General features: G+C 40.1%; 11 protein-coding genes. 6 read left to right on the forward strand and 5 right to left on the reverse strand.

Features of this window, described 5'->3' with window-relative positions:
* Positions 1-4: 4 nt before the first annotated feature.
* Together HMPREF0766_RS18230 and HMPREF0766_RS18235 are read right to left on the reverse strand one after the other, a co-directional pair.
* Positions 5-781, reverse strand: coding sequence for an amidohydrolase (locus HMPREF0766_RS18230; protein WP_003000590.1), 777 nt, complete (start codon positions 779-781; stop codon positions 5-7).
* Positions 782-869: 88 nt separating this feature from the next.
* Positions 870-1,847 (reverse strand): polyprenyl synthetase family protein, encoded by a 978-nt coding sequence (locus HMPREF0766_RS18235; RefSeq protein ID WP_003000591.1) that lies wholly within the window; start codon positions 1,845-1,847, stop codon positions 870-872.
* Between the two features lie 150 nt (positions 1,848-1,997).
* On the opposite strand from HMPREF0766_RS18235, the gene HMPREF0766_RS18240 reads away from it, so the two are divergent.
* Together HMPREF0766_RS18240 and HMPREF0766_RS18245 are read left to right on the forward strand one after the other, a co-directional pair.
* Positions 1,998-3,158 (forward strand): glycosyltransferase family 4 protein, encoded by a 1,161-nt coding sequence (locus HMPREF0766_RS18240; protein WP_003000592.1) that lies wholly within the window; start codon positions 1,998-2,000, stop codon positions 3,156-3,158.
* A gap of 15 nt (positions 3,159-3,173) precedes the next feature.
* Positions 3,174-3,503, forward strand: coding sequence for a metal-sulfur cluster assembly factor (locus HMPREF0766_RS18245; protein WP_003000593.1), 330 nt, complete (start codon positions 3,174-3,176; stop codon positions 3,501-3,503).
* A gap of 21 nt (positions 3,504-3,524) precedes the next feature.
* Here HMPREF0766_RS18245 and HMPREF0766_RS18250 read toward each other — a convergent pair whose 3' ends face one another.
* The 3 genes from HMPREF0766_RS18250 to HMPREF0766_RS18260 all read right to left on the reverse strand — a co-directional run bounded on the left by HMPREF0766_RS18250 (position 3,525) and on the right by HMPREF0766_RS18260 (position 6,197).
* Complete coding sequence (locus HMPREF0766_RS18250) at positions 3,525-4,766, reverse strand: cation:proton antiporter (RefSeq protein ID WP_003000594.1); 1,242 nt, start codon at positions 4,764-4,766, stop codon at positions 3,525-3,527.
* A gap of 16 nt (positions 4,767-4,782) precedes the next feature.
* Complete coding sequence (locus tag HMPREF0766_RS18255; protein ID WP_003000595.1) at positions 4,783-5,262, reverse strand: cation:proton antiporter regulatory subunit; 480 nt, start codon at positions 5,260-5,262, stop codon at positions 4,783-4,785.
* Positions 5,263-5,417: 155 nt separating this feature from the next.
* Positions 5,418-6,197 (reverse strand): MBL fold metallo-hydrolase, encoded by a 780-nt coding sequence (locus HMPREF0766_RS18260; RefSeq protein WP_003000596.1) that lies wholly within the window; start codon positions 6,195-6,197, stop codon positions 5,418-5,420.
* Between the two features lie 114 nt (positions 6,198-6,311).
* Here HMPREF0766_RS18260 and recJ point away from each other — a divergent pair, with 114 nt between their 5' ends.
* The 4 genes from recJ to HMPREF0766_RS18280 all read left to right on the forward strand — a co-directional run bounded on the left by recJ (position 6,312) and on the right by HMPREF0766_RS18280 (position 12,045).
* Entirely contained in the window at positions 6,312-8,012 is a 1,701-nt protein-coding gene (recJ, locus tag HMPREF0766_RS18265; protein WP_037460865.1) for a single-stranded-DNA-specific exonuclease RecJ, read from the forward strand.
* A 39-nt stretch (positions 8,013-8,051) separates the two neighbouring features.
* On the forward strand, positions 8,052-8,786 hold the full coding sequence (gene lptB / locus HMPREF0766_RS18270) for an LPS export ABC transporter ATP-binding protein (RefSeq protein WP_003000598.1): 735 nt from the start codon (positions 8,052-8,054) through the stop codon (positions 8,784-8,786).
* Between the two features lie 24 nt (positions 8,787-8,810).
* On the forward strand, positions 8,811-10,325 hold the full coding sequence (locus tag HMPREF0766_RS18275; protein ID WP_003000599.1) for a GH3 auxin-responsive promoter family protein: 1,515 nt from the start codon (positions 8,811-8,813) through the stop codon (positions 10,323-10,325).
* Positions 10,326-10,977: 652 nt separating this feature from the next.
* Positions 10,978-12,045 carry a branched-chain amino acid aminotransferase gene (locus HMPREF0766_RS18280; protein ID WP_003000600.1) on the forward strand — a complete coding sequence of 356 codons (1,068 nt, stop codon included), beginning with the start codon at positions 10,978-10,980 and terminating at the stop codon, positions 12,043-12,045.
* The last annotated feature ends 58 nt before the right edge of the window (positions 12,046-12,103 follow it).

Genomic DNA, 12,103 nt, shown 5'->3' on the forward strand with positions numbered 1-12,103 from the left:
CAGTTTATTTAAGTAAGAAATCATCTCCGTCTTTCAGAAACGGAAATTCAGCTCTGGCTGTAATAAGATCTTTAGGATTGAGTGTGAATGTATACAGATCCTCATCTTCAGGTTTATAATAGACCACATCTCCCATTGGTGAAATACACATAGAACCGCCGGAATAATAGATTTCATTGCCATCATAACCAACCCGGTTGACACCAATCACAAAGGCTTGATTTTCAATAGCTCTCGCCGGGATCAGACTTCTCCAATGTCCCGAACGCTTATCCGGCCAGCTGGCTATGTATACCAATAAATCGTATGCTTCATTCTGATTACGAGACCATACCGGGAAGCGAAGATCATAACAGATCATCGGACAGATCTTCCAACCCTTTAACTGCAAAATAACACGCTGATTGCCGGGTTCAAAATACTGATCTTCGCCAGCCATTCCGAAAAGATGTCTTTTATCGTATTTGACAAAACTTCCGTTCGGAGACATCCATACAAACCGGTTATAATACTTTCCCTCTTCCTGTATAATAAGAGATCCTGCAACTACACAATCAAATTTCTTGGACATTTCATAAAGCCAGTGCATAGTAGGTCCATCCATGGTTTCCGCACATTTTTCTACATTATTTGTAAATCCTGTGTTGAACATTTCCGGCAATAAGATCAAATCCGTCTTCTCACGTAGTGAAGATAACCTGAGTTCGAGGTTGTTAAGGTTCTTCTCTACATTCTCCCAAAATAAATATGCTTGAAAAATAGTAATCTTTATTGTCTCCATGTATGCCTTTCGATGCGCGCTTTATTTAACTATTTGATTGTTTTACAATATGGTAAAAATAGCCGGTTTATCATAATTAAAAATTATGTTATTGAATTCGGTTCAATAGATTCTCTGCTAATGTGATCAACTCAGCCTTTCTTTCAGAAGGTGCATTGATTTTTGCTAATGTGTCAAAAGCGAGCGTTGTAAAATATTCTTTCTTTCTATTAGCTAACGTCGAAATATCGTATTTAGCGTAAAATTGTTTCATTAATTCTACCTTATCCGGTTCCTGTTCAAGATCTGCAGTCAAAAGATTCTGAATATGAGGCAGATCCGTTTCAGAAGCATATTCCAGTAACTTAATCAACAAAAATGTCTTCTTATTTGCAATGATATCTCCCCCGACTTGTTTACCAAATGTTTCGGGATCTCCATACACATCCAGAATATCATCCTGAAGCTGAAAGGCAATACCTACATTTACCCCAAAGTCATAAATTAATTCCTGCTGCTCAACCGAAGCCTGTCCAATGATTGCCCCCATACGAAGTGCTCCTCCGAGTAATACCGAAGTTTTGAGCCTGATCATATGCAGATACTGAGCCTCCGTCACCTGATTCAAAGATTCAAAATCCATATCCAGTTGCTGTCCTTCGCAAACTTCAGTCGCTACTTTATTGAAGGTTGTAAGCAGATCCAACAGATTCTCTTTAGGACATTTGGCTACTTGTTCATAAGCCTTGACCAATAAGCCGTCTCCCGAAAGAATCGCGACACTATCATCCCATTTTTCATGTACGGTCAGCTGTCCTCTTCTCAGCGGAGCTTTATCCATAATATCATCATGGATGAGTGAAAAATTATGAAAATACTCTATGGCCAAAGCAGCAGGAACTACCTTTTCCATATCTTCTTCACCGAATAGCTGAGCCCCCATCAATGTAAGTACAGGCCGCACCTGTTTACCTTTTAAAGTCAGGATATAACGGATAGGATCGTACATATTAGCAGGTTCCTGCGGAAAAACCGCAGCGGTAAGTGCTTCTTGAACGTAACGTGAAAGAGTTAAAGTTGTATTCATAGTTTTTCGTTGTCCTTGCGAAGATAATAATTAGTCAGCAGTATTAGGTAGCCGGCAGCACATAGACTATGCCGCCATTTACAGAATTATTATAGCAAACACCTGTAGTCCGGATTTTAATTTTTAATTTTAACTTTTGATTCCATCGTTTTGCGTATTCTAATTATTCATAATCATTATCAGGATCTTGGCGGAGAAGACACGGTCTTCCATCAGGAAGCGTTGGCACTGCAGGAGACCGATGATGTATTCACATTGACCTTTACTAATAAAAAAGGTATAAAAGGATTATTTCAATTTCTGCTGAGCCCCTGGAATATTTTTGCAGCACAGAAAGTAAAGAGGAAAATAAAAGAAGTAAATCCGGATATTATCCACTTTCATAATACACAATACGCATGTGGTCCGCTAGCCATACGCTATGCAAAAAAAAGTGGAAAAGCCCTGGTGATGTCTTTGCATAACTTCAGATTGTTATGCCCCTCAGCTACTCTTTTTTACAGAAACAGATTATTCACGGATAGTATCAATCAGCATTTTCCCTGGACTGCGGTCCGGAATAAAGTGCTGGATCATTCCCTGTTGAAGACATTCTGGACAGCCTTCAGCTATTGGCTTCATCGCAAGACGGGAACATGGAATTTGGTAGATCGCTATATGGTATTGGCTGAATTCTCAAGAAAATTGTTTATCAGCAGCACCTTACCCGTGGATCATAACAAGTTTGTAGTGAAACCAAACTTCTTTGATCCGCTAACGCTTACACAGCCAGCAAACAGACAGGATCACTTTCTTTATATTGGTCGTCTGTCTTCTGAAAAGGGCATTATCAATCTGCTTCAGGCACTTTCCGGAACCTCCGTGAAATTAAAAATTGCAGGTACAGGCCCGCAGTTACCTGAGGTGCAGGAGCTCGTAGCTCATTATCCCAATCTGACTTATCTGGGCTTACTCAGTAAACCCGAAATAGCACATGAGCTGGCAACATGCAAAGCATTAATGGTTCCTTCCGTATGTTATGAAGGTGGTGTACCCATTACCATATTAGAGGCCATGAGCTATTACACACCTGTATTGGCAAGTAATATCGGGGCTATTCCGGATATTATAAAACCAGGAGAAACAGGCTTTTTATTTGATCCGCAAACAGCAGAATCGATACTGGAAAGCATAGCTCAGCTTAATCTATTATCAGCAGAGCAGCACAAAGATCTGGTGCAACAGGCCTATGAGATATATGAAAGACATTTCACTCGTGACATTGTGATTAGAAAACTGCGCTCAGAATATCAAAACCTTATAGCAATTTAGTCGTAACTTTGCAGTATGAGTATCATTTTTTTAGACAGATTAAATCTGGGTCCGGAAATTCAGAAGGTACTGGAGACCATTTATGATCCGGAATTGAAACCAGCTAACATTGTAGATCTGGGATTGATCTATGAAGTTATCACAAAAGAGGACGGTACCGCTAAGATCGTCATGACACTGACAGCTCCGGGTTGTCCTGTGGCAGGAGAAATTATGGATGAGGTTCAACGCAAAGTGGCCGGAATAGAAGGTGTAAAAGAAGCGTTGGTAGAATTGACCTTTGACCCGCCATGGACTAAAGACATGATGACTGAAGAAGCAAAACTGGAACTGGGATTTTTATAGCAGTGCATAAGACAATTTGTCTTATGCCTCCTGATTCCCTTCCAGATCACTTAGTTTCTTGACAGGCTTAGCCTGTATCTGATCCTTACCGAATAATTTGTTCCATATATTTCTGGATTCCTTTGTAAATAAAGGAGAAACAATGGATAAGATCAGTACATAAACAACAACAAAAGACTGCAGAACAGGCAGCAATCCCCCTGCTTTACCAATATTCGCCATTATAATAGAAAATTCTCCTCTTGCAGATAAGGTAAAACCAATATCAAACGAAACACGTGGTTTCATTCCTGAAAATTTAGAAGCAAAATATCCGGAGACTAAGTTGCCCGCTATCGTAACAACTGCTGCTATAGCAGCCCACATCACTGCTCCTCCCAGCGACATCATATCTATTGACAGTCCAAAACTAAAGAAGAACATTGCACCAAAGAAATCTTTATAAGGCAGCACCATGGCTTCGATTTTTTTGATGTATTGCGAATCGGCCAGTACCAATCCGGCCATTAATGCTCCGATAGCCTCTGCAACGTGGATTGTTTCTGAAAATCCCGCAACCAAAAACAGTAATGCAAAGATCAGCAGGATAAATAATTCAGAGGACTTTACCTGCAACAACTTATCAATTGCAGGTACAAGCTTACGCCCTACGATGAGGAATACCAGAATAAAACCCAGCGCCAGCAGAGAAGTACCGGCTACAGTCCAGAATGAACTGCTTCCTGTCAAAATCAATCCCGAAAGAAACGAGATATGCATGGCTATAAACAGATCATCAAACATGATCATACCCATAATTACCTCCGTCTCCGGATTGGCGGTACGCTTCAGATCAGTCAATACTTTTGCTACAATAGCAGTAGAAGAACTGGTCATAATCCCGCAAAGAACCATTGTCTCTTTGAAAGGCATATCCATCAGCCATCCTATAAGCAATCCGGATACAAAATTAAGCAGTACATATACTGTCCCTCCGGTAACAATGGATTTGCCCGACTTGATCAATCTCCCGACCGAAAATTCCAAACCCAGATAAAACAAGAGAAACAGCACACCAAGACGCCCCATAAAATCAATGAAAGGCTTACTCTCGGTAAATGTCAGATCCACTATTCCGAATTGGGGGGCATGCTGCCCTAATACCATCCCTATCAATATAAAAAAAGGTATAACCGAGAACTTCAACTTGTTTGCAATAAAACCAACAATTGCAACAAGACCAACAGCGATACCGATTTCTAAAATAAGGGTAGTAGATAGCATAGAGTGAATTTAGTGATTAATGTAGTATTTCTTTAAGGGCTTTGATATTACTTCGTTTTCCGGCAATAACCAAAGTGGTACCCGGACTGATCTCATAATCGGGTCCCGGATTAATAACAGTATCTGTATCTCTGATACCTGCAATAATACTGGCTCCTGTATTTTTACGGACAGCCAGTTCTCCGATTGTTTTATTACAGCTCACATCTGTCCCTACGACTTTGTACCATTCTATAATCAAGTCATCTAATGCGACTTCAATAGTCTCCAAAGCCTTAGGCTTGTAGGATAATCCTCCGATAATACCTGCAACCTGTCTTGACTCTTCATCGGTAAGGGTCATCACACAGCGAGACTCATTCTCTTCCGCATCATAACGATAAAGTTCTCTTCGACCATCATCATGAATAACTACAACCATACTGTCTCCAGCATCCGTTTCTATTTGATACTTTTTACCGATACCAATAAGATCAGATTCTCTTACAATTGACATAATGTAAATGATTAGGGATAAAAAAAAGTAATAAAACGGCATTTACTTAAGACCCGTTTATTACAAATATAACCAAAAAATGCTTAAAATTAAAGATAAATAGCGCAGGATCACCCCGAAAAACATCAAAATGACTCTGTTATGGATAAAACCGCTTATCTGGCTTCTACCAGTTTGTAGGACCCGTCATCTTTCTGCTGGCTTCTTCCGACAGCGATACTCTTGGAGTGATAAAACAGAAATACCCAGTCATTCGGAGCACCTTCTTCCCAATATTCCTGACGTAAGTCTTTTGCTTTTCTTCCGTCATAATCATACTTTGCGATATAATTATGAAAAATTTCTCCAGGTTCAGGAAGCACATCACCACCAAAGAAATAATGCTCACCACCTGTTTCAATATGAAAAACCTGATGATGAGGAGTATGCCCTCCGTTACGTTCATAGCTGATCTCATTATTCACGATCCCATCTCCTTCCACCAACACCAGATTTCCACTCCGTTGAATTACATCAAAGATGTCTGTTTTGTAAGAGGAAGAATTACCGCTAAAGGCATCTTCCCATTCTCCGCGTTGCACAATATACTCGGCCTCAGGAAATGCAATGCGGCCAACGCCGTCTCTGAATTCCACCATACCGCCCGTATGATCTTTATGGAGATGAGACATCAGCACAAATTTTACGTCTGATGGTTCAAAACCAAGTCTGCGTATATTATTATGAATGATCAGATTTCCGGCATTGTCTGTCTGTCCCAATCCTGCATCACACAAAATCAAGCCTGCCGAAGACTCGATCAGAAAGGGATGAACATGGACAAACATAGATCCCGGTCTGTCTTTGGGATCGTCCTTATTTTTATCAAACGGAATAAATTTCTTAGAGGAATCGACTGAAAAAGAGCCTTCAAAAAGCGAATTTGCCTGTATCATATTTATATACTTGGAAATATGGAAGTTATGATTTTAACATTTTGAGTTACTGTCCAAAGATTAGGTAAGTAGCATTTCAAAACGTATATTTACATGTTAAATCAAGGCAAAGATATGCAAAAAAGGTGGGTACTGAAGTCTAAATCTGAACATAACAAAGTCATAAAACTGAGTGATGAATTAGGTATCAGTACTGTACTTTCCGAATTGCTTATCGCCCGTGAAATCGAAACGTTCGATCAGGCACGTACTTTTTTCAGACCATCCTTAGAAGCGCTCCATGACCCTTTCCTGATGAAAGACATGGACATTGCAATCTCCCGCATTGAAAAAGCTATCGGCAATAATGAAAAGATTCTTATTTACGGAGATTATGATGTAGACGGCACAACTGCAGTAGCGGTAGTTTATAATTTTTTCAGAGAATTTCATTCCCGTATTGAGTTTTATATTCCTGATCGGTATGCTGAGGGATATGGTATTTCCATGCAGGGTGTTGACTATGCAGCCGAAAACGGATTTTCTTTAATTATTGCTTTGGATTGTGGTATCAAGGCCAATGATAAAATCGATTATGCGAATGCAAGAAATGTTGATTTTATTATCGGAGATCACCATTTACCTGGCGATGTGCTCCCGAATGCCGTAGCAGTACTGGACCCCAAACGTGAGGATTGCCCTTATCCTTACAAGGAACTTTCCGGATGTGGGATAGGATTTAAGATCATTCAGGCGTTTATCCAAAAAAACGGAATGGATATTCAGCAATGTTATCAGTTTCTGGATTTGGTAGCCGTCAGTATTGCTTCAGATATTGTACCTATCACCGGTGAAAACAGAATATTGACTCACTTCGGATTGCAGAAGCTCAATACCAACCCTTGTTGTGGCTTACAGGCACTGATCAATCTGTCTTCAAATAAAACCGGGACTTTTACCGTCAATGATATTGTTTTTCAAATCGGTCCGCGTATCAATGCAGCCGGAAGAATAGATCATGCCAAAGATGCAGTCAAACTACTCATCTCCAAATCCTTACAGGAAGCAAAAGATTTTTCCGAAAGCATTGACGATCAAAACAATGTCCGCAAGGATTTTGATCTCAGGATCACGGAAGAAGCATTAGCCCTGATCGATGAAAGTGAAAATCTAAAAGCCCGCAAATCAACTGTACTGTTCAAATCAGACTGGCACAAAGGCGTCATAGGGATCGTAGCATCCCGTCTTACCGAAAAATACTACAGACCTACTATTATTCTGACGCAGACCAACGGACATGTTGCCGGATCTGCGAGATCGGTCATCGGATTTGACCTTTATGAGGCCCTGAGCGAATGCAGTGACCTGCTGGATCAGTTTGGAGGACATAAATACGCTGCCGGACTGACCATGAAGCTGGAAAACGTCACTTCATTTCAGCAAAAATTTGAAGATGTCGTCAATACGCTTATCAAACCCGAAATGCTGCAACAGGAAGTTCTGATCGAACTTACTATTCCATTAACGGAAATAACATCCCGATTCTTCAAAATTTTAAAGCAATTTGAACCTTTCGGCCCCCAAAATGACGCTCCTATTTTTCTGACTAAGAAAGTTGTTGTTATCGGAAATGCGTATCTTGTAGGCACCAATCATATCAAAATGACCATTCGTCAGGAAGATTCCGCAGCCTTTGAGTGTATAGGTTTTGGATTAGCCGAGCATATTGCGCATATCAATAGCGGAAAACCGTTTGATATCTGCTACGTCATTGAAGAGAACAACTGGAGAGGCAAGAAGAATTTGCAATTAAATATAAAAGCAATACGATATTAAATATATTTGTAAAGCATCAGTTTTGAAATACGTACATTCATGATCTTAAAAGCAGAACATCTTATCAAGAAGTATAAGCAACGTGTCGTTGTGAATGATGTTTCTTTTCATGTGGAACAAGGCGAAATCGTTGGTTTATTAGGCCCTAATGGTGCCGGAAAGACGACCTCTTTTTATATGATTGTAGGGCTGATAAAACCTAACGAAGGGCATGTATTTCTGGATGATCAGGAAATCACAAGCGATGCCATGTATCAGCGAGCGCAAAAAGGAATAGGGTATCTGGCTCAGGAAGCTTCTGTATTCCGAAAGTTGTCTGTAGAAAATAATATTCTGGCTGTCCTCGAGATCCATTATCCTAACAAGGAAGAGCGTCTGGCAAAACTGGAAGAACTTCTTTCGGAGTTCAGCCTGCACCGTGTCCGCAAAAACAGAGGAGATTTGCTTTCCGGAGGAGAGCGCCGACGGACAGAGATTGCCCGTGCTTTGGCTGCTAATCCTTCGTTTATTCTGCTGGATGAGCCTTTTGCAGGGGTAGATCCTATTGCGGTAGAAGAAATCCAAACGATAGTCTCCAAACTGAAAACCCGGAATATCGGAATCCTCATCACTGACCACAATGTTCAGGAGACGTTATCCATTACAGACAGAGCTTATCTCCTGACGGAAGGTAAGATTATGCTGACCGGTACACCAGAAGAAATCGCTGATAATGAACTGGCACGTAAATTCTACCTCGGCCGCCACTTCGAACTCAGAAGAAAAAAACTATAATATTCTAAATCGCTGATATAGACTATGGCATTACTAAATTCACTCTTCACCTGGTTTTTAAAGAAAAGGATGCATCAGATAGACCTTTTTATCAAATACCCGCATGAAGTACAGGAAGAGTGGTTTCAAAGCCTGATCTCAACTGCCGAAGCAACCGAATGGGGCAAGAAATATGATTATAAAAGTATTCTTACACCCGAGGAATTTAAGGAAAGAGTTCCTATACAGGATTATGATTCGATCAAAGGATATGTAGACCGAATGATCAAAGGAGAGCAAAATATCCTTTGGCCATCCGATATAAAGTGGTTTGCAAAATCTTCAGGTACTACAGCCGATAAAAGTAAATTTATCCCGGTCAGTGAAGAAGCTCTGGAAGAATGTCACTATCAGGGTGGAAAGGATATGCTTTCTATCTATTGTCACAACAGACCGGAAAACAAGCTCTTCACAGGTAAATCTGTTGTATTGGGGGGCAGTTCTCAGATTAACAGCTTCAATTCGGATTCTTACTACGGGGATCTCTCCTCTATTCTGATTCGAAATCTCCCCTTCTGGGCCGAATTTAAGCGTACACCAAACACCGAGGTAACTCTTAATCCCAATTTTGAAGAAAAAATTGAAAATATTGCTAATATCACGATTAAGGAAAATGTAACAAGTCTGGCCGGAGTTCCGACCTGGAATGTGGTCATGGCCAAAAGAATACTGGAAATCACCGGAAAGAGCAATTTGCTGGAAGTCTGGCCTAATCTGGAATTCTACAGCCATGGCGGAGTCAGCTTTAAACCTTATCGTGAACAGTTCAAAAAACTGATACCTTCAGAAAACATGTATTATCTGGAGAATTACAATGCTTCTGAGGGCTATTTTGCTCTTCAGGATCGCTCTGACTCAGATGATTTGTTACTTATGCTTGATTACGGGGTTTATTATGAATTTCTGCCTATTGAGAATCTTCATGATGAACATCCTAAGACATTAAGTCTGGATCAGGTAGAAATCGGCAAAAATTATGCGCTTATTATTTCTACTAATGCTGGATTGTGGAGGTATATGATCGGAGACACAATCAAGTTTACGGATTTATCTCCATATCGAATACAGGTATCGGGCCGGACCAAACAATATATCAATACCTTCGGAGAAGAAGTCATCGTTGATAATGCAGAAATGGCTGTCAACAAAGCCTGTGAACGGACACACGCTATTGTAAAGGATTACACCGCCGGACCGGTGTATTTCAAAGACGGAGAAGCAGGTGCACATGAGTGGATCATCGAATTCGAGCAGCAACCGGATAACTTCGAGCACTTCTGTCAGATACTGGATGATACACTAAAGTCTGTCAACTCAGATTATGAGGCGAAACGATTCAAAAATATGGCCTTATCCTTCCCGATCATCCATAATGCTCCTCAAAACACCTTTTTCGGATGGATGAAATCAAGAGATAAACTTGGTGGCCAGAATAAAGTACCCAGACTATCTAATAACAGAGAATATCTGGAGCCTATACTGAAGTTAATGGGAAAATAACCTCAGGCTCGTCTGAAAATGACCGCAACCAGATAGGTTAAAAAACCATATATAAATTTCAGTATCAGAACCGTGCTTCTGATAGGTGAATCTCTAAAGGAAAGCTCTATATCACGAGCGTCCCTTCGACTGTTTTCCCGATTTACCATATTAGCTATCAATAGGTTACAATCAAAAATAAACATTTAATCTTTTATACAAGATTAATTTTCATTTCTTTAAAGGTCGTTGTATAAGAAATATTTAATTTCTGCTCTGCCAGTTTGGGAAACCTGACACAGCTAATTAAGGTTTAATAGCTACCCGATAGAGGTAGACAAAAAAGCCTAAAATAAACCGGATCATCCCGACCTGCTCTATTTTATTATCTGTATTGTTTTTCATAGATGAATTATTTGGCATTAATAATTGATGTTATAGTTGTGATCCTTCAGCCAGATCTTCTATAAAACAAACTGATTCTGATAAATCAGAACCTGCTATGCTGAAATGTAACAACGGAGATTCGGTTTTGTTTTAAAAAATAATATTTTTTGTATCTGAACATTAAATCCAAAGGGTATAGTTCCTTGCATTCTCAAAAATTTTCAGGGCCATAACTTTCATCCTGTGTTTCTTTTCCTTACATTAGCCTAAGAAATAAATTTTAAAGATGAGCGCGACAGAAACACATTCCATTCGCGTAGAGCCAACACAACAATCAAGACTCTCGCAGGTAGACTTTAACAATCTAAAATTTGGAAAATATTTTTCAGACCACATGTTAGTGGCTGAATATGAAAACGGAGAATGGACAGATGTGAGTGTCGTCCCATTCGGTGACCTTACCATTAGCCCTTCAATGTCGGCATTACATTACGGACAAGCTATTTTTGAAGGAATCAAAGCGTACAAATTTGAAGACGGAACTGTCAGTATTTTCCGTCCTGAAAAGAACTGGGAACGCTTCAATAAATCAGCTGCCAGACTGGAGATGCCGGAGGTACCGGAAGAAATCTTTATAGGTGGATTAAAGAAACTATTACAAGTAGACAAAAACTGGGTGCCGAATGTAGAAGGAACTTCCCTTTACATCAGACCTTTTATGTTTGGTACAGAAGCAGCATTAGGTGTTCACCCGTCTGCTACATATAAATTCATCATTATTACTTGCCCGGTAGGAGCATACTATAATAAACCTCTGAAATTAAAGGTAGAGACTCATTATACCCGTGCAGCACAAGGCGGTGTGGGATTTTCAAAAAATGCAGGTAACTATGCATTATCTCTTTATCCTACCCGATTGGCGAATGATGAAGGCTTTGATCAGTTGATCTGGACAGATGCCAAAGAACATAAGTATATCGAAGAAGCTGGCACGGCAAATCTGGTATTCCGTATAGGTGACACCATTATTACTCCTCATGATGACACCATCTTACATGGAGTAACAAGACGTACCATTATTGAACTGGCTCAACACTGGGGATATAAAGCAGAACAACGCCATGTCTCTGTACAGGAGTTGATTGACGGAATCAAAGAAGGAATCGTTACAGATGCATTCGCTGCAGGAACAGCAGCTACACTAACACCGATATCTACTATCGGATTTAACGGTGAATTGTATGAACTGCCTGCAGTCGAGAATCGTGAGTTTTCAAACAAGGTACTGAGCTATCTGAATGATCTTCGTTATGGAAAAATTGAAGATCCGTTTGGCTGGAATCTGATTGTTTAATCAGAAGACTACAACTAAAAAGGAAAGGGAGAAATCAATGATTTCTCCCTTTCCTTTT

Origin of the sequence: Sphingobacterium spiritivorum ATCC 33861, assembly GCF_000143765.1 — a bacterium.
In the GTDB taxonomy this organism is placed as follows: Bacteria; Bacteroidota; Bacteroidia; order Sphingobacteriales; family Sphingobacteriaceae; genus Sphingobacterium; species Sphingobacterium spiritivorum.

What these genes read in the sequence shown, in the direction of transcription:
- HMPREF0766_RS18230 (WP_003000590.1), bottom strand. Translation starts at nt 781, where the DNA reads ATGGAGACAATAAAGATTACTATTTTTCAAGCATATTTATTTTGGGAG.
- HMPREF0766_RS18235 (WP_003000591.1), bottom strand. Translation starts at nt 1,847, where the DNA reads ATGAATACAACTTTAACTCTTTCACGTTACGTTCAAGAAGCACTTACC.
- HMPREF0766_RS18245 (WP_003000593.1), top strand. Translation starts at nt 3,174, where the DNA reads ATGAGTATCATTTTTTTAGACAGATTAAATCTGGGTCCGGAAATTCAG.
- HMPREF0766_RS18250 (WP_003000594.1), bottom strand. Translation starts at nt 4,766, where the DNA reads ATGCTATCTACTACCCTTATTTTAGAAATCGGTATCGCTGTTGGTCTT.
- HMPREF0766_RS18255 (WP_003000595.1), bottom strand. Translation starts at nt 5,262, where the DNA reads ATGTCAATTGTAAGAGAATCTGATCTTATTGGTATCGGTAAAAAGTAT.
- HMPREF0766_RS18260 (WP_003000596.1), bottom strand. Translation starts at nt 6,197, where the DNA reads ATGATACAGGCAAATTCGCTTTTTGAAGGCTCTTTTTCAGTCGATTCC.
- recJ (WP_037460865.1), top strand. Translation starts at nt 6,312, where the DNA reads ATGCAAAAAAGGTGGGTACTGAAGTCTAAATCTGAACATAACAAAGTC.
- lptB (WP_003000598.1), top strand. Translation starts at nt 8,052, where the DNA reads ATGATCTTAAAAGCAGAACATCTTATCAAGAAGTATAAGCAACGTGTC.
- HMPREF0766_RS18275 (WP_003000599.1), top strand. Translation starts at nt 8,811, where the DNA reads ATGGCATTACTAAATTCACTCTTCACCTGGTTTTTAAAGAAAAGGATG.
- HMPREF0766_RS18280 (WP_003000600.1), top strand. Translation starts at nt 10,978, where the DNA reads ATGAGCGCGACAGAAACACATTCCATTCGCGTAGAGCCAACACAACAA.